At 67.8% G+C, this 22,549-nt stretch carries 23 protein-coding genes and 1 pseudogene; 11 read left to right on the top strand and 13 right to left on the bottom strand.

The window, feature by feature from the left end; genetic code table 11:
• Positions 1-179 precede the first annotated feature (179 nt).
• Positions 180-341: a hypothetical protein gene (locus tag GGQ80_RS08610; protein WP_183983773.1), complete on the bottom strand. Its 162-nt coding sequence runs from the start codon at positions 339-341 to the stop codon at positions 180-182.
• A 60-nt stretch (positions 342-401) separates the two neighbouring features.
• On the opposite strand from GGQ80_RS08610, the gene ubiA reads away from it, so the two are divergent.
• The 3 genes from ubiA to GGQ80_RS08595 all read left to right on the top strand — a co-directional run bounded on the left by ubiA (position 402) and on the right by GGQ80_RS08595 (position 3,604).
• Positions 402-1,310: a 4-hydroxybenzoate octaprenyltransferase gene (gene ubiA / locus GGQ80_RS08605; RefSeq protein ID WP_183983771.1), complete on the top strand. Its 909-nt coding sequence runs from the start codon at positions 402-404 to the stop codon at positions 1,308-1,310.
• Between the two features lie 172 nt (positions 1,311-1,482).
• The gene (locus GGQ80_RS08600) at positions 1,483-2,829 is read left to right on the top strand and encodes a TldD/PmbA family protein (RefSeq protein WP_183983769.1); all 1,347 of its coding nucleotides are present in this window, start codon (positions 1,483-1,485) and stop codon (positions 2,827-2,829) included.
• Positions 2,822-3,604, top strand: coding sequence for an inositol monophosphatase family protein (locus GGQ80_RS08595; protein ID WP_183983767.1), 783 nt, complete (start codon positions 2,822-2,824; stop codon positions 3,602-3,604). Before GGQ80_RS08600 ends, GGQ80_RS08595 begins: the two co-directional genes overlap by 8 nt.
• Positions 3,605-3,639: 35 nt before the next feature.
• On the opposite strand, the gene GGQ80_RS08590 is transcribed toward GGQ80_RS08595, so the two are convergent.
• The 3 genes from GGQ80_RS08590 to GGQ80_RS08580 are packed head-to-tail and all read right to left on the bottom strand — an operon-like array spanning position 3,640 to position 5,754.
• Positions 3,640-3,822, bottom strand: a complete 183-nt coding sequence (locus GGQ80_RS08590; protein ID WP_183983765.1) for a hypothetical protein — start codon at positions 3,820-3,822, stop codon at positions 3,640-3,642.
• Complete coding sequence (locus tag GGQ80_RS08585) at positions 3,819-4,532, bottom strand: hypothetical protein (protein WP_183983763.1); 714 nt, start codon at positions 4,530-4,532, stop codon at positions 3,819-3,821. The genes GGQ80_RS08590 and GGQ80_RS08585 overlap by 4 nt, the downstream gene beginning before the upstream one ends.
• A gap of 7 nt (positions 4,533-4,539) precedes the next feature.
• Complete coding sequence (locus GGQ80_RS08580; RefSeq protein ID WP_183983761.1) at positions 4,540-5,754, bottom strand: toxic anion resistance protein; 1,215 nt, start codon at positions 5,752-5,754, stop codon at positions 4,540-4,542.
• Positions 5,755-5,890: 136 nt separating this feature from the next.
• Here GGQ80_RS08580 and GGQ80_RS08575 point away from each other — a divergent pair, with 136 nt between their 5' ends.
• The 4 genes from GGQ80_RS08575 (at position 5,891) to GGQ80_RS08560 (ending at position 9,014) form a co-directional block, all read left to right on the top strand.
• On the top strand, positions 5,891-6,172 hold the full coding sequence (locus GGQ80_RS08575; RefSeq protein ID WP_183983759.1) for an antitoxin: 282 nt from the start codon (positions 5,891-5,893) through the stop codon (positions 6,170-6,172).
• Positions 6,169-6,453 carry a type II toxin-antitoxin system RelE/ParE family toxin gene (locus tag GGQ80_RS08570; protein ID WP_183983757.1) on the top strand — a complete coding sequence of 95 codons (285 nt, stop codon included), beginning with the start codon at positions 6,169-6,171 and terminating at the stop codon, positions 6,451-6,453. The genes GGQ80_RS08575 and GGQ80_RS08570 overlap by 4 nt, the downstream gene beginning before the upstream one ends.
• An 86-nt stretch (positions 6,454-6,539) precedes the next feature.
• Complete coding sequence (gene typA, locus GGQ80_RS08565; RefSeq protein WP_183983755.1) at positions 6,540-8,360, top strand: translational GTPase TypA; 1,821 nt, start codon at positions 6,540-6,542, stop codon at positions 8,358-8,360.
• A 48-nt stretch (positions 8,361-8,408) separates the two neighbouring features.
• Positions 8,409-9,014, top strand: a complete 606-nt coding sequence (locus tag GGQ80_RS08560) for a hypothetical protein (RefSeq protein WP_183983753.1) — start codon at positions 8,409-8,411, stop codon at positions 9,012-9,014.
• Positions 9,015-9,077: 63 nt separating this feature from the next.
• Here GGQ80_RS08560 and GGQ80_RS08555 read toward each other — a convergent pair whose 3' ends face one another.
• Positions 9,078-9,782 (bottom strand): hypothetical protein, encoded by a 705-nt coding sequence (locus tag GGQ80_RS08555; protein ID WP_183983750.1) that lies wholly within the window; start codon positions 9,780-9,782, stop codon positions 9,078-9,080.
• Positions 9,783-9,801: 19 nt separating this feature from the next.
• A pseudogene (locus GGQ80_RS08550) lies at positions 9,802-10,198 on the bottom strand (EVE domain-containing protein).
• Between the two features lie 182 nt (positions 10,199-10,380).
• Between GGQ80_RS08550 and GGQ80_RS08545 the strand changes: the two are divergent.
• Both GGQ80_RS08545 and GGQ80_RS08540 read left to right on the top strand, forming a co-directional pair.
• Positions 10,381-10,746 carry a hypothetical protein gene (locus GGQ80_RS08545; RefSeq protein WP_425506034.1) on the top strand — a complete coding sequence of 122 codons (366 nt, stop codon included), beginning with the start codon at positions 10,381-10,383 and terminating at the stop codon, positions 10,744-10,746.
• 97 nt (positions 10,747-10,843) lie between these two features.
• Complete coding sequence (locus GGQ80_RS08540) at positions 10,844-11,122, top strand: DUF3297 family protein (protein WP_183983746.1); 279 nt, start codon at positions 10,844-10,846, stop codon at positions 11,120-11,122.
• Here GGQ80_RS08540 and GGQ80_RS08535 read toward each other — a convergent pair.
• The 3 genes from GGQ80_RS08535 to GGQ80_RS08525 form a co-directional block, all read right to left on the bottom strand.
• Positions 11,107-11,703 (bottom strand): class I SAM-dependent methyltransferase, encoded by a 597-nt coding sequence (locus GGQ80_RS08535; protein WP_183983743.1) that lies wholly within the window; start codon positions 11,701-11,703, stop codon positions 11,107-11,109. The two genes, GGQ80_RS08540 and GGQ80_RS08535, sit on opposite strands and share 16 nt — an antisense overlap.
• Before the next feature lie 61 nt (positions 11,704-11,764).
• Positions 11,765-12,169 (bottom strand): hypothetical protein, encoded by a 405-nt coding sequence (locus tag GGQ80_RS08530; protein WP_183983741.1) that lies wholly within the window; start codon positions 12,167-12,169, stop codon positions 11,765-11,767.
• The gene (locus tag GGQ80_RS08525) at positions 12,166-14,019 is read right to left on the bottom strand and encodes an ABC-F family ATP-binding cassette domain-containing protein (protein WP_183983739.1); all 1,854 of its coding nucleotides are present in this window, start codon (positions 14,017-14,019) and stop codon (positions 12,166-12,168) included. Before GGQ80_RS08525 ends, GGQ80_RS08530 begins: the two co-directional genes overlap by 4 nt.
• 371 nt (positions 14,020-14,390) lie before the next feature.
• Here GGQ80_RS08525 and GGQ80_RS08520 point away from each other — a divergent pair, with 371 nt between their 5' ends.
• Positions 14,391-15,122, top strand: a complete 732-nt coding sequence (locus GGQ80_RS08520; RefSeq protein ID WP_183983737.1) for a GDSL-type esterase/lipase family protein — start codon at positions 14,391-14,393, stop codon at positions 15,120-15,122.
• A complete protein-coding gene (locus GGQ80_RS08515; RefSeq protein ID WP_183983735.1) occupies positions 15,119-16,336 on the top strand; it encodes an acyltransferase family protein in 1,218 nt (405 codons plus the stop codon). Before GGQ80_RS08520 ends, GGQ80_RS08515 begins: the two co-directional genes overlap by 4 nt.
• Positions 16,337-16,340: 4 nt before the next feature.
• On the opposite strand, the gene trhO is transcribed toward GGQ80_RS08515, so the two are convergent.
• The 4 genes from trhO to GGQ80_RS08495 all read right to left on the bottom strand — a co-directional run bounded on the left by trhO (position 16,341) and on the right by GGQ80_RS08495 (position 22,439).
• Positions 16,341-17,108: an oxygen-dependent tRNA uridine(34) hydroxylase TrhO gene (gene trhO / locus GGQ80_RS08510; RefSeq protein WP_343050956.1), complete on the bottom strand. Its 768-nt coding sequence runs from the start codon at positions 17,106-17,108 to the stop codon at positions 16,341-16,343.
• A complete protein-coding gene (locus tag GGQ80_RS08505) occupies positions 17,105-17,911 on the bottom strand; it encodes a LytR/AlgR family response regulator transcription factor (protein ID WP_183983730.1) in 807 nt (268 codons plus the stop codon). Before GGQ80_RS08505 ends, trhO begins: the two co-directional genes overlap by 4 nt.
• Positions 17,908-19,026, bottom strand: coding sequence for a sensor histidine kinase (locus GGQ80_RS08500; RefSeq protein WP_183983728.1), 1,119 nt, complete (start codon positions 19,024-19,026; stop codon positions 17,908-17,910). Before GGQ80_RS08500 ends, GGQ80_RS08505 begins: the two co-directional genes overlap by 4 nt.
• Before the next feature lie 101 nt (positions 19,027-19,127).
• Positions 19,128-22,439, bottom strand: coding sequence for a TonB-dependent receptor (locus GGQ80_RS08495; RefSeq protein WP_183983726.1), 3,312 nt, complete (start codon positions 22,437-22,439; stop codon positions 19,128-19,130).
• Positions 22,440-22,549 lie beyond the last annotated feature (110 nt).

The following is a 22,549-nucleotide window of genomic DNA, read 5'->3' as shown; positions in this document are numbered from 1 at the left end:
TATGGATTCCCGCCTTCGCGGGAATGACGAATTACCCCCGCCGCCTAGCCCACAGCTTGCGCGCGACGACCAGTACCAGCACCGCGGCTCCGGCGAAGGCGGGGATCCATAGTCGCGGATGTGACTGAGTCCCACTACGACCAGCCAGTATGGATTCCCGCCTTCGCGGGAATGACGAATTACCCCCGCCGCCTAGCCCACAGCTTGCGCGCGACGACCAGTACCAGCACCGCGGCTCCGGCGACGAACGCCACCGCGACCGCGGCGGTCCCGGCGACGCGCAGGATCGCCCAGAACAGGGCCTCCACGAAGCGGCCGACGGCGACGGAAAGCCCGATCATGGCACGAGCGTAGCCGTCACAGGCTTGCGCGCCTACCGCGCTGTCCATAACCGACATCGCGTGACCGACATCGTTCCCGACAGCGAGCATCGCGGCCTCGTCGCGCGCCTGCCGCACCGCCTGCGCGGCCTCGCGCTGCTGGCGCGGTTCGACCGGCCGATCGGCTGGTGGCTGCTGTTCTGGCCCGGCGCCTGGGGCGTGGCGCTGGCGGGCGGCACCGTCGAGCGCTGGCCGCTGCTGCTGTGGCTGCTGGCGGGATCGATCGCGATGCGCGGCGCGGGGTGCGTCTACAACGACATCGTCGACCGGGACCTCGACGCGCAGGTCGCGCGGACGCGGGCGCGGCCGATCCCGAGCGGGCTCGTATCGATGAAGCTCGCCTGGGGCTGGCTGCTCGCGCTGTCCCTGGTCGGGCTGGTCGTGCTGCTCCAGCTGCGCCCACTCGCCGCGGTCGTCTCGATCGCCAGCCTGGCGCCGGTCGCGGCCTATCCCTTCATGAAACGGATCACCTGGTGGCCGCAGGCGTGGCTGGGGCTGGTGTTCTCATGGGCAGCGCTGGTCGGCTGGAGCGAGGTCGCAGGGGCGCTCGATCCGGCGATGTGGCTCCTCTATGCGGGCTCGATCGCCTGGGTGATCGGCTACGACACCATCTATGCGCTGCAGGATCGCGAGGACGATGCCTTGATCGGGGTACGATCGTCGGCGCTGCGGATGGGCGCGCATGTGCGCGGCGGCGTCGCCAGCTTCTATGCCGCGGCGGTGCTGCTGTGGGCGGCGGCGGTGTGGCTCGTTCGGCCCGATCCGCTGGCGCTGCTGGCACTGCTGCCGGCGGCGGTGCACCTCGTCTGGCAGGTCGCGACCTTGCGCCCCGACGACGGGGCCGGGGCACTGGCGCGGTTCCGGTCGAACCGGTTCGCCGGGCTGCTGCTGTTCCTCGCCTTCGCGACCGTGGGGACGTCGATCCGGTAAATCCTCCCCCGCCAGGGGGAGGTGGTGCGCCGCAGGCGTGACGGAGGGGGCGGAAGCCGATCGATAGTGGGTCGCTCACCGCCCCCTCCGTCAGCTTCGCTGCCACCTCCCCCTGGCGGGGGAGGATGATCCACCCTAGCGCCCCGCCTTCGGTCCCCCTAAGTCGCATCCCATGCTGACCCCCGATCAAGCCCGCGACCGTGCCGCCGACGTGGTGGCGCGCGCGACCCGTGCCGGCGCCGATGCCGCCGACGCCGTGTTCGCCGCCGATGCCTCGACCGAGGTATCGGTCCGCCTCGGCAAGCTGGAGGATGTCGGCCGGTCGGAAAGCGGCGATCTCGGCCTGCGCGTGTTCGTGGGCAGGCGGTCGGCCAGCGTCTCGTCGTCCGACCTGTCGGACCAGGCGGTCGATGCGCTGGTCGAGCGGGCGGTGGCGATGGCGCGCGAGGCGCCCGAGGACAAATGGGCCGGGCTCGCCCCGGCCGAGCGGCTGATGCACGGCGCACCGCCGCAGCTCGACCTCGATGACGGCGGCGCCATCGCGCCGGCCGACCTGCGCGCGATGGCCGAGGAGGCGGAGGATGCTGCCCGCGCCGTCGCCGGCGTCACCAACTCCGAGGGCGGCGGCGCCAGCGCCTCGCGCTCGGTCTGGGCGCTCGCCACCAGTACCGGCTTCGCGGGGGGCTATGCCACGACCGGTTACAGCCTGTCGGCCAGCGTGCTGGCGGGCGAGGGCGGGGCGATGGAGCGCGACTATGCCTTCCACTCCGCGCGCCATCGCCGGATGCTGGAAAAGCCCGCCGACATCGGCCGCCGCGCCGGCGAACGCGCGGTGGCGCGGCTCAATCCGGGCCGCGTCGCCAGCGGATCGATGCCGGTGGTGTTCGACCCGCGCGTCGGCTCGTCGCTGATCGGCCATCTGATCGGTGCGATCGGCGGCCAGGCGATTACCCGCAAGACCAGCTTCCTGCTCGACGCGCTCGGCACGCGCATCTTTCCCGAAGGCATCACGATCCGCGACGATCCGCACCGCCCGCACGGCCTGCGCTCGCGGCCGTTCGACGGCGAGGGGCTGCCGGTGTCGCCGGTCGCCATCGTCGAGGACGGCGTGCTCGAAACCTGGCTGCTCGACAGCGCCTCCGCCCGCCAGCTCGGGCTGGAGCCGACCGGCCATGCCGCGCGCGGCATCGGCGGTGGGCCGGGGGTGTCGCCGAGCAACCTCTATCTCGAACCCGGCGCGGTCCCGGTCGACACGCTGATCGAAGAGGTCCGCGACGGCCTCTACCTGACCGAGGTGATCGGCCAGGGCGTCAACCTCGTCACCGGCGATTACAGCCGCGGCGCGGCAGGCTTCCTGATCCGCGACGGCGCGATCGCGGGGCCGGTCAGCGAGTTTACGATTGCTGGAAACCTGCGCGATATGTTCGCCAACATGACGCCGGCGAACGATCTCGAATTCCGCTACGGCACCAACGTGCCGACGCTGCGTATTGACGGGATGATGGTTGCGAGTGGTTGACGCGGCGCTTCTCGGCGCCGTTGCGGAAGTAGCGCACGAGGCGGGGCAGATGGCGCTCGCGCGCTGGCGCACCGATTTTTGCCGCTGGGAGAAAGAGCCGGGCAGCCCGGTGTGCGAGGTCGACCTCGACGTCGATCGCATGGTCCGCGCGCGGCTCGACGCGTTGCTGCCCGACGCCGGTTGGCTTTCGGAAGAGACTGCCGACGATCCCGCGCGCCTTGCCTGCCGCCGGGTGTGGGTGGTCGATCCGATCGACGGCACCCGCGACTATATTCGTGGTCGCGAGGGCTGGGCGGTCTCGATCGCGCTGATCGACGAGGGCCGTCCGGTGATCGGCATCCTCGACGCTCCCGCCCGGCGCGAACGCTGGATCGCGACCGCGGGCGGCGGCGCCTGGCGCAACGGCGTTCGGCTGGCGGTGGGCGACCATGCCGCGCTGGCCGGCGCGCGCGTGCCGACCGATGCGCTGCCCAAGGCCGACCGCGACTTCGCGATGGTGGCCAAGCCCAATTCGATCGCGCTGCGCATCGCCATGGTCGCCGCCGACGAGGCCGACCTCGTCGCGACGCTGCGCTGGGGCAATGAATGGGACATCGCCGCCGCCGTGCTGGTCGCCAGCGAGGCCGGCGCCGGCGTCTCCGACGCGCTGGGCCAGCCGCTGGCGTTCAACAAGCCCGATCCCCAGGCGTTCGGCGTGCTGGTCACGACCCCGCCGATCCACACCGCCGCGGTCGAGCGGCTGGCCGAGCGCGCGGCGGCGTTGTCGGGCCGTTAGACGACCGCCTCACAAGTCGCCGTGCCGCGTAATCGTCAGGCGTCGAGCGATGCCGCCGCGCCGCCCGACAGCGTCGGATCGCGCGGCGACGTCACGGGCGCGCTCTCCTCGCCGGCACCCGGGCGCCGCGGCGGGCGCCGGGTCGATCCGCGGCCCGCCGCACGTGGCCACATCGCCGCGATCACCACGGCCGCGCCGAGCAGGTGGCGCAGTTTCATGCCTCGCCCCCGTCGCGATACTTGAGTTCGAGGTAACGGCCGCGCGTCGACAGGCTGTCGAGGTCGCCCTGCGCCAGCCGCTCGGTCATCTCGGCAATCTCGCGCTCGATCAGTTTCAGCCCGTCGACCAGTTCGGCGTCGGGGGTCTTGCCGTTGCGCGGCTGGCTGCGCAGCGTGGCGGGTACGCGGCTGTAATCGTTGACGAAGGCAGGCAGCTGTTCGCCGACCAGCCGGCGAATCTCGTACGCCGTCTCCGTCTGGCCATCGAGTTGGCCCAGCTGCGGCGACAGCTGTTCCAGCCGGGTGCCGATCCGGTCGACCAAGGTCCGCGCCGGCGCGGGCAGCGCCGGACGCTGGGCCTCGAGCCAGCGTTCGGTCTGCGCCGGCAGCGCGCGCAGGTCGACCTCGCGCAGCTTGCGCTCGGTCGGCGCGGCGGGGGCGGGGGCCAGCGCGATGGCGAGCGTCACCGCGACCATCAGCAGCATCACGCCAACCGCACCCAGGATGCCGAGCGGCACGAACAGCCCGAAGATCGCCGCCGCGATCAGGATCGCCGCGTCCGCCGCCGCGATCACCGCGACGCGCTGGCCGATCGAGCGGGCGCGCTTGGCGGCGCGACGCGCCTTGCGCTCGCCATGGCCGCGATATTCCTCGGAGATGCGCTGCATCACCGAGACGGCGCGTGCGATCTGATCGTCGACCTCGCTCATGTCGGGCTTACAGCGACTCCAGCTTGAACTGATCGGTGGCCGGGCCCTTCAGCGCGCCCTGCGACGCACCCTCCGCGCGGGCGATATAGCCCTTCGACTTCTCGACCTCCTGGCCCAGCGCGTTGACCGTCGTCTTCATCGAATCGAGCGCCTTCAGCTTGAAGCTGTCGATCGCGTCCATCGTGTCATAGACGTTCTGGAACGCGCGCTGCAGCGTTTCGAGCGGGATGGTCGACGCCGCCGCCTGCTCATGGATCTGCGCGGTGTTGCTCTTCAGCAGCTTGCCGGTCGAATCGATGATGTTAGCGGTGGTGGTGTTGAGCGCGGTGATGCTTTCCAGCACCAGCTTCTGGTTGGTCAGCGCCTGCGCCACGGTGACGGCGGTGCGCAGCGCCGAGACGGTGGTGGTGCTGGCGCGATCGACTCCCTTCACCAACTCGACGTTGTTCTTCTTGACCAAATCGAGCGCCAAATAACCCTGCACCGTCACCGCCATCTGCGTCAGCAGGTCCTGCGTACGCTGGCGGGTGTAGAACAGCGCGGTCTCGCGGATCGCCTTCGCCTTGGCAGGATCGGTGTGGTCGAGCTCGTTGGCCTTGTCCTCGAGCTTCGCGTCCATCGTCTTGGACAGATGGATCATCTGCTCCAGCCGGCCCATCGCCGACCACAGGTTGGCGCGCTCGGTATCGATCGCGGCATTGTCCATCAGCAACTCGTCCTTGCCCGAGGCAAGGTTCTTCAGGATCGCGCTGATGTGCGTCTGCGACGAGCGATAGCTGTCGAAGTAATTGTTCAGCTTCGAGCCGAAGGGGATAATGCCCAAGATCTTGCGCGTGCTCGACAGATTACCCTGCCGGCCCGGGTCCAGCTCCTCGATGACGCGGCGCAGCTGCGCCAGGTCGGCACCGACGCCGGTGTCCTTGTCCATCGCCTTGATCGGGCGGTCGAGGAAGCGGTTCGACTGCCCCGCGGCGTCGCGGATCTCCTTCTGCCCCATCGCCGTGATCGCATCGACGCGGCGGCCGAATTCGGGGCTGTTGACGTCCTGAGTCACCAGCTCCTGGACGAAGCCGTCGACGCGCTTTTCCAGCTCGGTGCGCTTGGCCTCGTCGACCGGCACCAGCCCCGCCGCTCGCTCGGCGGCGACGGTCGGCACGGGATCGGGCGGGGTCAGCACCAGCGCGGGCGGCTCTGCGGTGATGGTGTCGCTGTTCGTCGCCATCTAACGTCCTCTTCAGTCCTGCGCTCGTTGTGGCCGCGAACGCGCGGCGGTTCAACTGTATTGCATGTATAAGTCACCGGGTTCGATGACAAGGGAGCGGGCCGATGATATGCGTCGAGCGTCAGGAGACGCGCGGATGAACGACATGGCCAAGGTGATCCGATCCGGCGGCGGCCAATCGGTCGAGCTGCCCGAGGGTTACCGCTTCGAGGGCGAGGAGGTGCGCATCCATCGCGAGGGCGAGCGCATCGTGCTGGAGCCGGCGGACCTGGAGCTTGATCCCGAAACCGGACTGACGATCCGAGAGCTTCGCGCTCTCGTGACGGAGGCCGAGGACGAAAGCGGCGATGCCGAATGGGATACCCAGACCATGTTGCGTGAGTTTAGGGCGGAGTTCGACGCGAGCCGCCGCATGTGAGCCGTCGCATCGTCCGATCGTCGCGCGCCACCCGCGATCTATACGAAGTTTGGCGATACATAGCCGAGGACGATGTTACGGCCGCGGATCGCCACATCATCCGCATCGAGGACAAGCTGATCTTCCTGGCGCAGTGGCCCAACAGCGGCGCCTTGCGTCCGCATTTCGGACGTGACGTCCGTAGCTTCGTCCTCGGTCGATATACCATCCTCTATCGTCCGATTGCCGACGGGATCCGCGTGCTTCGCGTCATGCATGGAGCCCGCAAGGCCATCGTCTGACCCCGCCCCTTCCCGCGGCGCAGCATTTCGGCTATGGGGCCCGCGAGAAATGTCGCGACCGGCGCGACCCCCCACCAGGATTACGCATGAACCTGCGCAACATCGCCATCATCGCGCACGTCGATCATGGCAAGACCACTCTCGTCGACCAGCTCTTCCGCCAGTCGGGCACCTTCCGCGACAACCAGCGCGTCGAGGAGCGCGCGATGGATTCCAACGATCTCGAGAAGGAGCGCGGGATCACCATCCTCGCCAAGCCGACCTCGATCGAGTGGGAAGGCGTTCGCATCAACATCGTCGATACGCCCGGCCACGCCGATTTCGGCGGCGAGGTGGAGCGCATCCTGTCGATGGTCGACGGCGTCGTCCTGCTGGTCGATTCGTCGGAAGGCGCGATGCCGCAGACGAAGTTCGTGACCGGCAAGGCGCTGGCGCTGGGCCTGCGTCCGATCGTCGTCGTCAACAAGGTCGACCGCCCCGACGAGCGGATCCAGGAAGTGCTCGACGAGGTGTTCGACCTGTTCGTCTCGCTCGACGCGACCGACGAGCAGCTCGACTTCCCCGTCCTCTTCGCCAGCGGCCGCAACGGCTATGCCAGCGAGGATGCGACGCGCCGCGAAGGCACGCTGGAGCCGCTGTTCCGCAAGATCGTCGATCACGTACCGCCGCCCAACCTCGACCAGGACGCGCCGTTCAGCTTCCTCGTGACGCTGCTCGACCGCGACAACTTCCTCGGCCGCGTGCTGACCGGCCGCGTCCAGTCGGGCGTGGTCAAGGTCAATCAGCCGATCCACGCGCTCGATATGGACGGCAAGGTGATCGAGACCGGCCGCGCGTCCAAGCTGATGAGCTTCCGCGGGCTGGAGCGTGTTCCCGTCGAGGAGGCGCGCGCCGGCGACATCATCTCGCTCGCCGGCCTCAGCGTCGCGACCGTGTCGAACACCATCTGCGATATCGAGGTGACCGAGGCGATCCAGGCGCAGCCGATCGATCCGCCGACGCTGTCGATGCGCTTCGCCGTCAACGATTCGCCGATGGCGGGCCGCGAGGGATCGAAGGTCACCAGCCGCATGATCCGCGACCGCCTGGAGCGCGAAGCCGAATCGAACGTCGCGATCAAGGTGACCGAGAGCGCCGACAAGGACAGCTTCGAAGTCGCCGGCCGCGGCGAGCTTCAGCTCGGCGTGCTGATCGAGACGATGCGCCGCGAGGGCTTCGAGCTCGGCATCAGCCGCCCGCGCGTGCTGTTCCGCGAAGAGAACGGCCAGAAGATGGAGCCGTACGAGACCGTCGTCATCGACGTAGACGAGGAGTTCTCGGGCACGGTCGTCGACAAGATGAACCAGCGCAAGGGCGAGATGACCGACATGCGCCCGTCGGGTGGCGGCAAGACGCGCATCACCTTCTCGGCGCCGTCGCGCGGCCTGATCGGCTATCACGGCGAGTTCCTGTCCGACACGCGCGGCACCGGGATCATGAACCGGCTGTTCGAGAAGTATGGCCCGCACAAGGGCCCGATCGAAGGCCGCAAGAACGGCGTGCTGATCTCGAACGGCTCGGGCGAGGCGCAGTCCTATGCGCTCGGCCCGCTCGAGGATCGCGGCATCCTGTTCGTCGGCCATGGTGAGGCGCTCTACGAGGGCATGATCATCGGTGAGAACGCCAAGACGGAGGACCTTGAGGTCAATCCGATGAAGGCGAAGCAGCTCACCAACTTCCGCGCGTCGGGCGGCAAGGACGACGCCGTCCGCCTGACCCCGCCGAAGAAGATGACGCTGGAGCAGGCGATCGCGTACATCGACGATGACGAGATGGTCGAAGTCACGCCGACCAAGATCCGCCTGCGCAAGCGCCACCTCGACCCGCACGAGCGCAAGCGCGCCTCGCGCCAGAAGCAGGCGGCATAAGATCAGGGGGAGGGGCGACAAGCCTCTCCCCCTTTTCGTTGGGGAATGATGAAGAGCTTCGGTGCTGCTTGGCTCATCGCGATCCTGGCGAAACCCGGCGCGGCGACGCTGCCGATCGATCGCAAGCCCAGCAAGGCGGCGCGTGAGGCATTCGAGGGGTGCCGCTGGGGCCGCGTCGATGGTCAGGTGCCGTCGATCTGGACCTCCGCCTGCGACAAGACGCATGGCGACCAGCGGCTGGTGCCGGCCAACGACGTCGGCGGCTTCGCAATCGTGCCGCCCAATCCGGGGCCGGGCCGCCAGATCCTCATCCGCAGCTTCGCCAAGGTGGCGAAAGCGCCCGTCGCATCGATCCTGCCCGCGGTGCTCAGGGCTACGGGGCGATACAAGCGGTCGTGCCGACTGATCGAGCATCGCCGCTACGGTGACTGGGGCACGATCTGGACGCTCGAGCCGACCGGAAGTGAACTGCGCGCCTATGAAGCCGCGAACAGCATCGAGCCGCAGGAAAACCCCTGCGGTGTGCTGGGCATCGGCCCGGCGGGCGACCGCTTCTTCCGGGTCCTGCCCGGTGAGCCGACGCGCGTGATCTATGCCGACATGGGCAGTGAAGTGCAGATCTTCGATCTAAAGACGCTGGCGAAGCGTCCCTGATCCGTATTGATTTCCCCAATCCCGTCATTGCGAGCGTAAGCGAAGCAATGACGAACCTGGGCCTCACCCCTCCCCCGGCAGCTGACCCAGTGGCAGCAACCGCGTTGCCGCCTGGCGGATCGCCTTGGCGTTGCCGCCGCGCAGGGGCGCGAGGATGGCGGCGGCGGCGCGTTGCATGGCGCGGTCGGCGAGGGTGGGGGCGGGAGCCTTGGCGGCGGTTTCGGCCAACGCCAGGCCGCGCGGGTCGGCGGGATCGAGTTGCAACCGCATCAGCGCGCTGAGTCCCGCGAACATCGCGCGATTGCCGCCCAGCGCGACCGCACGGTCGAGCGCGCCGAGTCCGGCCGATTTCTGTGCGCCCAGCGCCGCACGCGCGATCAGCCCGCCGAGCTTGTTGACCGCGCCCAGATGCCAGCCACCGAGCGCCAGCTGCGCCTCGGCGTTGCGCGGATCGCGCGCGACCAGCGCCTCCATCAGCCGCCGTGCAGCGATCGCCTCGCCACGGCTGCCAGTCAGCTTGGCATGATAGCCGGTCGCGGTGGCGCGAACGACGGCGGCGTCGGGGTCGCCGGGCGCCGCCTGCAATCGCGCCGCCGCGCCGTCCCGCGCTGCCAGTATGTGGGCGAGCGCCTCACCCTTGTCGCGGTCGAGGAAGGCGGCACGGACCAGCAGGTCGCGCGGGCTGTCGGCAGCCGCCGCCGCGCCTGCGGCCGCGGGCAGCAGCATCAGCGCTGCCGCGAGCACCGCTCCCAACGACCTTGCCCGCATCAGCGACCCTCCCATTATCCTATGTCTCGCTCATCGCTACGATTGCATGCCATTCCGGTTCCGTCACGGGGGACACCGACAGCCGCGACTGGCGCAGCATCGCCATCGCCGCCAGCGCCGGCTCGGCCTTCATCGCCGCCAGCGTCACCGGCCGGGCGAGCGGGCGGACCGGTTCGAGTCCGACCGATACCCACTGGCCCTCGGCGCCATCGGGTCGCGCCGGCGGTGCGGGCGATGCCGACCGCCGCCTTGTCGTCGCCCGAATGATAGAAGATCGCCTCGTCCCCCGCCTGCATCGCGCGCAGGTGCCCGGCGGCGGCGTGGTTGCGCACGCCGTCCCACTCGGTCGCCCCGTCACGCACCAGGTCGTCCCAGCCGTAGCTGCGGGGTTCCGACTTGAGCAGCCAATGCGCCATCATGGTCCTTCCTCTATTGCCCGCCATTTCGCCGCCGCCGGCTAAACCGCCGGTGAACGTCGCATTCCGCATCAGTTCAGCCCGAATCAGGCACATCGTGCAACACGCTCTCCCCCTTCTGCGTTTCTTCCGCAGCGGACCGGGCGTTGGAGTATCGAAAGGTTCGAGCCATGACTGGATGGATGAAGAAGGTAGGTCTGGGTGCGGCGCTCGCCGCTACCACGCTGTCTGCCGCGGCGCCGGCCGATGCGCAGCGCTGGGGCGGGTACCGCCACTATAACCGCGGCGGCAATGCCGCAGCGGGCGCGCTGCTCGGCGGTATCGTCGGCCTCGGCATCGGCGCTGCGATCGCCAGCAACAACGGCGGCGGCCGCTATTATGATCGCGGCGGCTATAATGGCTACAACGGCTATTACGCGCCGCCGCCGCCCCCGCCGCCGGTCGTCTACGATCGCGGCTATTACAACGACTATTACCCGCGCTGCTTCGACCAGTGGCGCTACGACCCCTATTACGGCCAGCGCGTCCGGGTACGCGTCTGCGACTGACCAGAGGTCACGTGGGGCGAAGGGCGGCGCGGTGGAGCGATCTACCGCGCCGCTTTTTTGTGGCGCACGCTGCCGGCTTGGCGCTAGAGGCGCGCGCATGACCGATACGCCCCCCGACCATCTCTCGATCGACCCGAGCAGCCCGCACTTCGACCAGCCGACGCTGGAGCGCGGCATCGGCATCCGCTTCAAGGGCCAGGAGCGTCGCGACGTCGAGGAATACAGCATCTCCGAAGGCTGGATCCGCGTCGCGCTGGGCAAGAAGGTCGACCGCCACGGCCGCCCGCTGACGATCAAGCTGACCGGCCCGGTCGAGGCCTATTTCCAGGACACCAAGGCCGAGGGCGACGAGGGCAAGGATCAGGCCGAGGCTTGATCCTTCACGCAACGCAGGACGAAGCGCATCTCGCGCGCCACGTTCCAGTAATGTGTGGCGGCGAAGCGAATCTGGTCCTGCGTGATCTCGCCGCTATTGAGACGCGCCGTCCATTCGGGCGCGTATTCGATTTCCGCCCGCTCCAGTTCGAAGTCGACGTTCATCGCCAGCGCCAGCATCGTGTAATTGGCGCGCTTCGCCACCCATTCGAGGTTTCGACGCTTCGACATCATTTCGAAGGTGATGTTGGTGAAGGCGCGAACGTGGGTCGGATCCGACCAGAAGGTGTCATGCCGGACGTGCGGCACATGGATTTCGATCAGGCCGTTCGACGCGGTGACCCGATATAGCTCCTGCATCACGCGCTTGAACGTCGCGAAATCCTGACCGACGTGTTCGAGCACGTGCTTCAGCAACACCGCATCGAACTGGTCCGTCGGCAGCGGCCACGGCGTCGCTTCGATATCGACGATAATGTCGGGTGAGCATTCGGCGAAATTGTCGACGTTCAGCCACCCTTCACGCTTGTCGAAACCGCAGCCGAGGTTGAGGTGGCGGGGCAAGGTGTCGGTCGATGTCATCATCCGGCATTAGCGGCACGGGGATGACGGGGGCAATTGCGGCTTGCGTATATGCCGGTGATCAGCGTGTCAGCAGCGCCGCCTCGACCAGCTCCACCACCGGCGTTTCCCACGGATGCGCCGCCATGATCGCGGCCAGCGCCGCGTCCAGCTGTGCCGGATCGGCATCGAAGGCGGCATAGCTCTTGACGATCACGGTCGGCGAGATCGTCGTCGCGCCGGCTGCGCCCAGCGTCGGCGTCGCTTGCGGGGAGGGCGTGAACACCTCCCAGCCGGGCGCCAGCTCCATCACCGACTGGTAGACGCCGAAATCGCCGAGCACCGGATGCGCGCGGATCACCGCCATCATCGCCGCCAGCGTCGCGTCGCCCGCCGCGGCGGCGGCGGTATCGCCGCCGAGCAGCGCGGCCAACGTCCCAGCCTCGACCGGGCAATGGATGCGGATCGCGGTGACGCGGCGCGTCACGCCGCCTCCAGCGCCTCGCTCGCCTCCAGCCAGCGCGCTTCGGCACTGTCGATCGCGTCGGTCAGCTCGGCGCGGCGCTTCATCAGCTCGGTCATCGAGAGCTTGGCGAAGCGCGGTTCCGCCGACGACGGATCGAACATCGCGCGATCGACCGCCGACCGCTCGGCGTTGAGCGTCGCCAGCTCCGCCTCGATATCCTTCGCCGCCTTGCGCGCCGCCTTTTCCGCCTCGCGCGCCGCCGCGGCGGCCTTGCGGTCCTTCTTGCTGCCGCGCGCTTCGGCAGGCTTGTCGTCGCCCGCCAGGATCATCCTGACATAATCGTCGAGGCTGCCGTCGAATTCGCGCGCGGTGCCGTTGTCGACCAGCACCAGCCGGTCGGCGGTCAGCTCGACCATGTGGCGATCGTGGCTGACGAGGATGACAGCGCCCTTATAGTCGTTGAGCGCCTGGACCAGCGCCTCGCGCGCATCGACGTCGAGGTGGTTGGTCGGCTCGTCGAGGATCAGCAGGTGCGGGGCGTCGCGGGTGATGAGCGCCAGCGCTAGCCGCGCCTTCTCGCCGCCCGACATCTTGCCGACCTGGCCGGTCGCGCGGTCGCCCGAAAAGCCGAACCGACCCAGCTGCGCGCGAACCGCGGCCGGCGACGCGTCGCGCATGACCCGCGTCATGTGCGCCAGCGGCGTGTCGTCGGCGTCGAGCTCCTCGACCTGATACTGGGTGAAATAGCCGACGCGCATCTTCCCCGACGCGGCCATGTCGCCCTCCATCGGCGTCAGCTGCGCGGCCAGCAGGCGGGCGAGCGTCGTCTTGCCGTTGCCGTTGCGGCCCAGCAGCGCAAGGCGATCGTCGGGGTCGATGCGCAGGTTCAGCCGCTTCAGGATCGGCGTGTCGGCATAGCCGACGCTGGCGAGGTCGAGCGTGATCAGCGGCGGGCGCAGCGCATCGGGATCGGGGAAGCCGAACGACAGTGTCGGGTCGTTCGCCAGCTCGGCGATCGGCTGCATCTTCGCCAGCATCTTGGCGCGGCTCTGCGCCTGCTTGGCGGTCGAGGCGCGGGCGGAGTTGCGGGCGATATAGTCCTGCAGCTTGGCGCGCTGCACGTCCTGGTTCGCCTTGGCGGCGGCGAGCTGTGCCATCCGTTCGGCGCGCTGGCGCTCGAACGAGTCGTATCCGCCCGGATAGAGCGTGATCTTGCCGCCCTGCAGGTGGAGGATATGGTCGACCACGTTGTTGAGGAAGTCGCGCTCGTGGCTGACGACGACGATCGTCGCCTTGTAGCTCTTGAGGAAATCCTCCAACCACATCACCGCTTCGAGATCGAGGTGGTTCGATGGCTCGTCGAGCAGCAGCAGGTCGGGCTGCGAGAACAGCAGCGCGGCGAGCGCGACGCGCATCTTCCAGCCGCCCGAAAAGCTGTCGAGCGGCTGCTGCTGCATGTCCTCGTCGAAGCCGAGGCCGAGCAGGATCTGCGCGGCGCGCGCCGGCGCGGTATAGGCGTCGATCGCGATCAGCCGCTCATAGACGTCGCCCAGCCGGTCGGGATCCTCGCACGTCTCGCTCTCGATCATCAGTGCCGCGCGCTCCAGATCGGCGGCGAGCACGGTGTCGAACGGCGTCGCGGTGCCCGACGGCGCTTCCTGCGCGATATAACCGATACGCGCGCCGCGCGGCATGTCGGCGCTGCCGCTATCGGGTTCCAGCTGGCCGGCAATGACGCGCACCAGCGTTGACTTGCCCGCGCCGTTGCGCCCGATCAGGCCGACGCGGCTGCCCGGCGGCAATGCCGCCGACGCACCGTCCAGGATCGTGCGCCCGCCAAGGCGCACGGTGATGCCGTTGAGGTTGAGCATGATGGCGCGCCCGATAGCAGGAGAGGCGCCTCGCGTACATCCTTCACGAGCGGGCGCGCGGTCGAGAGAGATGCTGAATCGAGTTCAGCATAACGGTGTAAGACGAAGGTCGTCATGCTGAACTCGTTTCGGGATTTCTGGCCGCAGGCGCCCTGCGAGCGGAAGCACAGCTTATAGCGCTGAGCCTGCAATCCTCCCCCGCCAGGGGGAGGTGGCGCGCGCAGCGTGACGGAGGGGGAGGTGAGCGACCCCCGGCGATAGTGCATCCGCCCCCTCCGTCAGCCTGCGGCTGCCACCTGCCCCTGGCGGGGGAGGATCGCAACGTCCGTCATCGCAACCCCACCTTAAGCCATCGCGAGTACACCCCGCCGATGCCTCGTTCCCCTGCCGGATCGCCCGAGCGGCTGTTCTCGCTGCTGCTGCGGATCACGCTCGCGCTTGCGATCGTGTGTACGGCGGTGAAGGCGTGGGGGTATGCGCGCCAGGCGCTGGCGCTGCGCTCGCCGTTGCCGGGGGGCGAGCCGCCGCGCGACGGATGCACAATCTGGTTCGTCGGCAGTTCGACGATCAATCGCTGGCCCGATCTTTCAGGCGCGATGGCGCCCTGGTCGGTGCGCCAGCGCGGCGTCAATGGCGTCCACATCGACGAGATCGAGCGGCGGCTGCTGAACGATCCGCCGGGGCCCCCGCCCGCCGCGATTGTCAACTATGCGGGCGAAAACGATATCGCCGACGGCGCCAGCGCATCCAGCGCAACCGCGGCGTTGATGGCGCTGATCGACCTCGAACGGCGACGGATGCCCGGCGTGCCCATCGTCGTGATCGCGCAAAAGCCGAGCCCGACCCGCTGGTACATGCGCGAGGCACAGCTGGAGGACGATCGGCTGGTCGCCCGGGCGTTGGCGACGCGGCCCGGGACCGCCTTCGTCCCCGCCGGTGGGCAGCTGCTCGTCGCGGGCGCGCCCGGCCCCTATTATCGTGAAGACGGCATCCATCTCGACGAGCGCGGCTATGCGATTTGGGGCGCCGCCGTGCGCCGTGGCGTCGAGCGCGCGCTGCCAGCCGCGCTGGTCCATCGCTGCCGCTCGGCGACGCGTCGATGAAGCTATCGCGGCCGACCCCTGCGACCCGCAACGAAGGGCTCGACGCCTGGCGCGCGCTGCTGATGGCGGCGGGCATCTTCGTCCACGGCTCGACGCTGCTCGCGCCCGACGCGGTGCTGCTGTTCGTGCAGACGGTGTCGCACCTCTTCCGCGTCGGCACCTTCGATGCGCTGGCGGGCTATCTCGCCGCGGTGGCGATCGGGCGACATGGCGGCGTGCCCTGGCTGATGCGCCGCCTGCGCCAGGTCGGCGTGCCGCTGGTGTTCGGGATGCTGTGGATCTGTCCGCTGATCCCCGTGCTGATCGCGCTGGGGCCGGTCGAGCGACCGTTGCCGCTGCCGTTCGAATGGCATCACCTCTGGTTCCTCGCCGGCCTGCTCGCCTATTCGCCGCTCGCGGTGGTGCTCGACGCCGCCGATCGCCGCTGGAACCTCGCCCCGCGGCTGTGCGAGCGCTACGGCCCTGAAAAACCGCGGGCGCGCCTATTCGTGCTGATGGTCGTCGTCACCGCGGCATCGCTTCACGAGGTCGGTGCCGTCGCGCTCAGGGCGGCGGTGTCGCCCGATTGGACCGAGCGGCTGGGCAACGCCCCGCTGATCCCCGGCTATGCGCCGCTGTTCGCGTTCGGCTTCGTTATGGCGCGGTGCGAGCGATTGCGACGGCGGCTCGTCACCGACTGCCGCTTCGCCACCGCGATGCTGGCGCTGCTGGTGCTCGGCGAGCTCGGCTGGGGCTGGAGCGGCTGGGCCTCGGCGGCGCTGGGGCATGGCTTGCGCGCGACGTTCAGCGCGCTCGTCAGCGCGGCGGCACCGCTGCTCGTCTTCATCCTGGTGCTGCGCTCGTCGCTGCTGATCCGCACGCTGCCGCTGGCGGTCCGGCGGATCGCCGACGCTTCCTACACCATCTACCTCGTCCATTTCCCGATCATCATCGCGATCAACGCCCAGCTGGCCCGCGTCGCGTGGAGCCCGCAGACCAAATATGCGATCGCGGTCACGCTGGCGGCATGGCTCGGCTATCGCTTCCACACCCATGTCGTGAAGCGAAGCGCGGTGGCGGCATTCCTGTTCAACGGCCGGCTCAGCAACGTCGACCCGTCGCCACGGCTCGACCGCTTGCTGCAACGCTGGGAAGAGCAGGCGCAGGGCGCGCCAGCGATGGTCGTGGCGGGCAAACGACCGCGGCTCAGGCCCTCGGGACGGCTGCGGCAATGATCCGTCAGCGCTTGACCGGCAAGCCGCGCTCCCGATCCATCGCATAGCTGCCGGGGGCGAGCCCATGGCCCACCGCCACCCGTTCGTCGAACACGAAGCATTCGCCCTGCCAGCGGCTGTCGGCGGCGGGCACCTGTTCCAGATAGGCGAGGATGCCGCCCTTCAGGTGAAGGACGTCGTCGATCCCGCGCGTCTTGAGCAGCGCCGTCGCCTTTTCGCAGCGGATGCCGCCCGTGCAGAACATCGCGACCCGCTTGCCCGCCAATTCGTCGCTGTGCGCATCGACCCAGGCGGGAAAGTCGCGGAAGCTTGGCGTACCGGGATCGACCGCGCCCGCGAAGCTGCCGATCGCGACCTCGTAATCGTTGCGCGTGTCGATCACGATCGTGTCGGGATCGTCGACCAGCGCGTTCCAGTCGGCAGGCGCGACATATCCGCCCACGGCCTGCGTCGGATCGGCCGCGGGATCGCCCAGCGTCACGATCTCCGCCTTCACCTTTACCTTCAGCCGCCCAAACGGCATCGCCGCCGCGCCCGACCATTTCAGCTCGAGCGCGTCGAACCCCGGCATCGCCTGCAACGCCGCGATCGCGCCGCGCAGCGTATCGGGCTCGCCGGCGACGGTGCCGTTGATGCCTTCATGCGCCAGCAGGATGGTGCCGCGCACGCCCGCCGCGTCGAGCAGCGGCTCGACCCGCTCGCGAACCGCCGCCGGATCGTCGATCCGGATGAAGCGATACAGCGCCGCGACCGCGACAGGCAGTTCGATCAATGGACGAACCGCGCCACCACGTCGCGGTACGACCGGCTGACCTTCACCTGCGCGCCCGAATCGAGCACCAGGAAGCATTCGCCGTTGGTATGCGGCTTCACCTGTTTGACCAGGTCGAGGTTGACGATCGTCGAGCGGTGGATCCGCTGGAACCGGCGCGGATCGAGCCGCTTTTCCAGGTCCTTCATCGTTTCGCGCAGGATCAGCGTGTTGTCGCCGGTGTAGATGCACATATAATCGCCCGCCGCGTCGATCCGCTCGATCGTATCGACGTCGACGCGGAAGATCTGGCCGCGATCCTTGATGTTGATGAGCTTCTCGAAGCGGTTGGCGGCGGGCTCCGCCGACGATCCGCCATCGGCCATGTCGGCGGCGGCCTCGGGTGCGACCTCGGCCAGCACTTCCTTCAGCTTCTCGACCTCCTCGACGCTGCGTCGCTCGCTCAGCCGCTGGCGGACGGTATCGAGCGTATCGGCGAGGCGGCTCTCCTCGACCGGCTTCATCAGATAATCGACCGCCCGCGCCTCGAACGCCTTCAGCATATGGTCGCTATAGGCGGTGACGAAGACGAACAGCGGCGGCTCGACCTCCATCAATCCCTGCACCACCGAGAAGCCGTCGAACCCCGGCATCTGGATGTCGAGGAAGACCAGGTCGGGCTTATGGGTCTTGATGGCGCGGATCGCCTCGCGCCCGTTCATGCATTTCTCGATGATCTCGACATCGTCGTGTGCCGCGAGCCGAAGCTCCAGCCCCTGGATCGCGAGCGGTTCGTCGTCCACCAGGATGGTTCTGATCGTCATGAAGCCTCTCTACTCACATTCTCCAGCTGGAACGGGATCTCGATATCCACCGAGAAACCGCCAGCAGCCGTCGAGCGCGTCTCGAACCGCTGATCCGGGCCGTACGCCTGGACCAGCCGCTCCCTGATATTGGCGAGCCCGACGCCGGTTGAAAGGCTTGGCGATTGTCGCGCCTCGTTCAACCCGGGGCCGGTGTCGGATACGCTGATCTGCACCCGCTCTCCGGCGAGCCGCACGCGGACGCAGATTTCGGCGCCCTCTTCCTGCGGCGTGACCGCATATTTGATCGCGTTCTCGACCAGCGGCTGGAGCAGCAGCGAGGGCAGGCGGGCACGCTCGGCGGCGGCGTCGATGTCGAATTTCGGGCGCAGCCGATCCTCGAAGCGCATCTTCTCGATCTCGAGGTACAGCTTCAGCGTCTCGACCTCCTGCGCGACGGTAACGTGCGCGGTGGGCTCGTTCGCCAGAGTGTAGCGCAGGAACGACGACAGCCGGCTCAGCATCGCATTGGCGCGCTCGGTCTGCTTCAGCAGCACCAACGTCGAGATCGAGTTGAGCGTGTTGAACAGGAAATGCGGGTTCAGCTGATAGCGCAGCATCGCCAGCTGCGCCGACGACGCCTGCGTCTCCAGATGCTGCATCTGGTCGATCTGCTCTTCGACGATCAGGTAGAAATTGATGCCGAAATACAGCGCCGACCAGCCCGCAAGCACGGTGAAGGCGATGTAGATCGACACCACGAAGCGCGGGATCGTGATCCCCGGCTCGCCGCCCTGGATGAACGAATAGCTGAACGCGATCAGCGCCGCGTAGATGATGACCGCCGCCAGGAACGTCAGGATCGTCAGCAGCAGCCCGGCGATGCGCGGGATGCGGCGGTAATAGCCGTAGAGCGTCGAGATCAGCAGCGTGATGCAATAGCCCAGGATCGCTTCCAGGATCACCGGGATGATCGCATCGAGCGACAGGCCGTTGGCCACCACGGCGGCCCCGCGCAGCAGCAGATAGCCGGTCCAGCCCACCGCCTGAAGCGTCCAGAAGGCGCGGCTCTTGTTCTCGAAGAAGGGCCTGACGTTGAGTGCCGGGCGGCTGGGGGCGGGGAAGGTCGTCGCCATGTCGCAGCGGCCTCTACACCGCCGCCGGCTCCCACGCAAAAAAGAAGGGCCGCCGTGCCCGAAGGAACGGCGGCCCCTGTCTTGCCCGAAGGCGGCGTCGCTTAGAACGAGAAGCGGGCGCCGACGCGGATCAGGTAGAGCGAGTTGTTGACGCTGACCTGGCCCGTGTTGGGGGCGCGGTATGACGAGTACCGATACTGGGCGCAGGGCTGGTTCGGCGCGTTGGTCTGCACCGCAGCACCCGAGACGCCGGTCGCGGTCGGCGAGGCGAGGCAGGCAACCTGAACGACCGGGGCATATTGCGGGAAGCTGATCTGGCGCAGGCCGCCCCAGTTGCTGTTGAGCAGGTTCGGCAGGTTCTCGATGTCGCCCCAGATCGAGAGGCGCGACTTGCCGATGAAGGTCGGCAGCTGCTGCTCGAGGTGGAGATCGATGCGGGTGAAGGCGCGGTTGCGGCCCAGGCCACGCGGCGCGATCTTGCCGCGATAATCCTTCAGCTTGCTGTTGTTGATGAGGTTCTCGAGCGCGGCCTGCGTGTCCGTGCTGTCGTAGCTGACCAGCGCGTCAGAGGTGCTGGTCGGCACGTACAGCAGGAAACGCTGGTCGGAGTTGGTGCCGAGCGTCGGGCCGGCAATGACACCGAACACCGGCGAACGGCCGCTGACCGAATTCTGCATCGTGTAGCTGTACGGACGGCCCGCGCGGGTTTCGCCGAACAGCTGGAAGATCGTCTTGTAGTCGCCGAAGAACGCGTGCTCGAAGCCGACATTATACTTGAACGCCCACTTGGTCTGATCCGCCGACACGCCGAGCGTGGCGTTGTTCGGATCGTACATCGCGACGTTGAAATAGTTCGACGACGCGGTCGACGACGACGCCGGGCTGACGTCCTTCACGTCCTGATACGTGTAGCTGCCGCCCAGCGACAGGCCCCAGTCGAACGTCTTGTCGGCACGGACGACGAAGATGTTGCTGTAGCCCTTGCCGGTGTTGAACAGCAGAATGTCCTGGTTGGTGTCGGCGACGCCGCCCAGCACGTTATAGCGCGGACGACCGTCCGGCAGCGTGCCGATCTGCACCGAGCGCAGGTCGGTGAAGGTCACCGCCGAGTTCGTCATGCTGTGCAGATAGTTGGCGCCGACGTTCACGCCGAACAGCTTGTAATCGATCGACGCGGTCAGCTTGGTGATCGACGGCAGCTTGAAGTTCTGCGCCAGCGCGTTGACCGGCGCCGTGCGCAGCGAGGCCGTCGCCGTGCTCAGATAGCTGTTGATGCTCGCCGGGATCGACGTGCCGGTGACGCCGTCCAGTGCCGCCGTGCAAAGTCCGGCATTCGCGCCGACGTAGGTCGCCGTGCAGGTGGTCGTATTGCTGGTCGTCGTCGGCAACGCGCGCGTAGCGGTGGTGATGCGGTTCGTCAGAACGCCGGTGTTGGAATAGCTGTTCGACAGATAGATGTCCGGCGAACCGCCGCCGTAGACCGATGCGCCCAGACGGATACGCAGGTTGTCGATCGGGTTCCACTCCAGCGCCGCGCGTGGCTGGAAGTTGTCTAGGCCCTTGTAGGTTTGGGTGTTGTAGACGCCGTAACGCGCGAAGTAGTTCGGGTTCGCCGCGACCGGGCTGCGCATCGCGTACAGGTCGTAACGCGCGCCATAGGTGAAGGTCAGCTGGTCGTTGATGTTCCAAGTGTCCTGCGCACCGAAGGTGTATTGCTGGTACTTGAAGTTTGCTGCCGCGTCGGTCGGCGTCAGCGACACCGCGTTGGAATAGTCGAACTGCGACGCGCGGCGGTTTTGGAAGTCGGCGATCGAGTCGAAGTAATACTGACCGTTCAGGCGCTGCAGGAAGTAGTTGAACGTGCGGTTCGCGTTCACTTCGGCGAGCAGCTTGATCTCGTGGCCGCCGGCCGTGTAGCGCGCCTGGAGCGAGCCGCCCCAAGTGTCGAAGAACAGCTGGTTTGCCTGGCGGCTGATGTCCGGGCCGAAGATGACCTGGGGAATGCCGGTGCCGCAGGTGCTGGTCGAGTTGTTGGCGCCGACGACGCTGGTCGGCGCGGTGCAGACCGAGAACTGCGCGAAGTTGGTGCCGAGCAGCGAATCCTGGCCGACGCGGTTCGACTTGTAGAGGAAGCGCGCTTCCGTCGACAGATTGTCCGTCCAGTCCGAATTCAGCTGCGCGATACCGGCGCGCACCAGCACCGAGCGCTGGTAGTAATTCGACGCCAGGCCGACCGCCGGGGTGGTGTTCGAGGTGCTGGTGCCCTGGGCGACCGTGCTCGATTCATAGGCGTTGATGTAGTTGAGCGAGAGCTTCTGCGAATCGCTGATGTTCCAGTCGATACGGCCGACGATCTTCTCGTCCTTCTGGTTGTTGACCGAGACGAAACCACCCGGATCATAGCCATAGACGCTCTTGGCGATGTTGGTGATCTGGTCGATCGACGACTGGGTGACGCCGGGGATCTGGCTGACCGCCGTCACCGCCAGCGGACGCGGATCGGTGTTGCGCTCGGCCGAGACCATGAAGAACAGCTTGTCGGCGATGATCGGGCCGCGGAACGTCGCGCCGTACGTCTCCGACTTGTACTTCGGCAGCGTGATCGTGGTCGATCCGATCTTGTTGCCCTGCAGGCCGTTGGTCGACTGCGAATAGAAGCCGGTGCCGTGGAATTCGTTGGTGCCCGACAGCAGCACGGTATCGATCACGCCGCCCTGGAAATTGCCCTGGCGGATGTCGACCGGCGCGATCGCGACCGAGAACTGGCCGATCGCGTCGAACGGCACGGGCCCACGCGCGGTCGGGTTGGCGTCGGAGTTGAGGCCGAAGTTGTCGCCGATCTGGACGCCGTTGATCGTGAAGCGGTTGAAGCGCGGATTGACGCCGGCGAAGCTGACCGCACGGCTGTTGCTGAGGTCGAGCGTCGCCAGCGGATCGCGGCGGGCGAGGTCGCGGATGTCGCGGTTGACCGACGCGACCTTGGCGATGTCCGCCTGGGTCAGCACGGTGCGCAGGCCGCTGCCGATGACGCCGGCGCCGGCGATCGACGAGGCAGTGACGACGATGTCGCCGCCGGTCGCGGCATCGGCTGCCAGCTCGATCGGCAGCTCATAGGGCTGATCGACGACGGTGAAGATGTCGGTGACGGTGGTGTTGCCCTGGGGGCTGGCGACTTCGACGGTGAAGGGGCCGCCCGCGCGCAGGCCGCTCTGGGTGAAGGCGCCGGTCGCGTCGGTCGTGGTCTGGCTGCGCGTGCCCGAGGGGACGTTGACGATCGTCACCGTCGCGCCGGTCACGGGTGCGCCGCCGGCGGTCACCGTGCCGCGGATCTGCGCGGTCGTTTCCTGAGCCGAGACCGTGGCCGGAGCGATGAGCGCGACCGCGGCCACACCCAGGAACAGGTTATTTCGCATCGAAGATTTCCCCTTTGGCGCAGCGCGCTCGAACACCCCGGCGTCGTTTCATCGCCGTTCGCCGCGGCCCTGCCCGTTCAATATTTCTCTTCCGTGACAAATGCGACAGG

The sequence above is a fragment of the Sphingomonas jinjuensis genome (assembly GCF_014197105.1).
Taxonomy (GTDB): domain Bacteria; phylum Pseudomonadota; class Alphaproteobacteria; order Sphingomonadales; family Sphingomonadaceae; genus Sphingomonas; species Sphingomonas jinjuensis.
This window is presented reverse-complemented; position numbering and strand designations above follow the sequence as displayed.

Excerpts from the sequence above, each read along its gene's own strand:
- GGQ80_RS08580 (WP_183983761.1), bottom strand. The coding sequence starts at position 5,754 with ATGGCGACGAACAGCGACACCATCACCGCAGAGCCGCCCGCGCTGGTG.
- GGQ80_RS08500 (WP_183983728.1), bottom strand. The coding sequence starts at position 19,026 with ATGGCGACGACCTTCCCCGCCCCCAGCCGCCCGGCACTCAACGTCAGG.
- GGQ80_RS08585 (WP_183983763.1), bottom strand. The coding sequence starts at position 4,532 with ATGAGCGAGGTCGACGATCAGATCGCACGCGCCGTCTCGGTGATGCAG.
- GGQ80_RS08540 (WP_183983746.1), top strand. The coding sequence starts at position 10,844 with ATGACCGATACGCCCCCCGACCATCTCTCGATCGACCCGAGCAGCCCG.
- GGQ80_RS08590 (WP_183983765.1), bottom strand. The coding sequence starts at position 3,822 with ATGAAACTGCGCCACCTGCTCGGCGCGGCCGTGGTGATCGCGGCGATG.
- GGQ80_RS08495 (WP_183983726.1), bottom strand. The coding sequence starts at position 22,439 with ATGCGAAATAACCTGTTCCTGGGTGTGGCCGCGGTCGCGCTCATCGCT.
- GGQ80_RS08610 (WP_183983773.1), bottom strand. The coding sequence starts at position 341 with ATGATCGGGCTTTCCGTCGCCGTCGGCCGCTTCGTGGAGGCCCTGTTC.
- GGQ80_RS08600 (WP_183983769.1), top strand. The coding sequence starts at position 1,483 with ATGCTGACCCCCGATCAAGCCCGCGACCGTGCCGCCGACGTGGTGGCG.
- GGQ80_RS08505 (WP_183983730.1), bottom strand. The coding sequence starts at position 17,911 with ATGACGATCAGAACCATCCTGGTGGACGACGAACCGCTCGCGATCCAG.
- GGQ80_RS08560 (WP_183983753.1), top strand. The coding sequence starts at position 8,409 with ATGAAGAGCTTCGGTGCTGCTTGGCTCATCGCGATCCTGGCGAAACCC.
- GGQ80_RS08555 (WP_183983750.1), bottom strand. The coding sequence starts at position 9,782 with ATGCGGGCAAGGTCGTTGGGAGCGGTGCTCGCGGCAGCGCTGATGCTG.
- GGQ80_RS08520 (WP_183983737.1), top strand. The coding sequence starts at position 14,391 with ATGCCTCGTTCCCCTGCCGGATCGCCCGAGCGGCTGTTCTCGCTGCTG.
- GGQ80_RS08535 (WP_183983743.1), bottom strand. The coding sequence starts at position 11,703 with ATGACATCGACCGACACCTTGCCCCGCCACCTCAACCTCGGCTGCGGT.
- typA (WP_183983755.1), top strand. The coding sequence starts at position 6,540 with ATGAACCTGCGCAACATCGCCATCATCGCGCACGTCGATCATGGCAAG.
- GGQ80_RS08515 (WP_183983735.1), top strand. The coding sequence starts at position 15,119 with ATGAAGCTATCGCGGCCGACCCCTGCGACCCGCAACGAAGGGCTCGAC.
- GGQ80_RS08525 (WP_183983739.1), bottom strand. The coding sequence starts at position 14,019 with ATGCTCAACCTCAACGGCATCACCGTGCGCCTTGGCGGGCGCACGATC.
- GGQ80_RS08545 (WP_425506034.1), top strand. The coding sequence starts at position 10,381 with ATGAAGAAGGTAGGTCTGGGTGCGGCGCTCGCCGCTACCACGCTGTCT.
- GGQ80_RS08575 (WP_183983759.1), top strand. The coding sequence starts at position 5,891 with ATGAACGACATGGCCAAGGTGATCCGATCCGGCGGCGGCCAATCGGTC.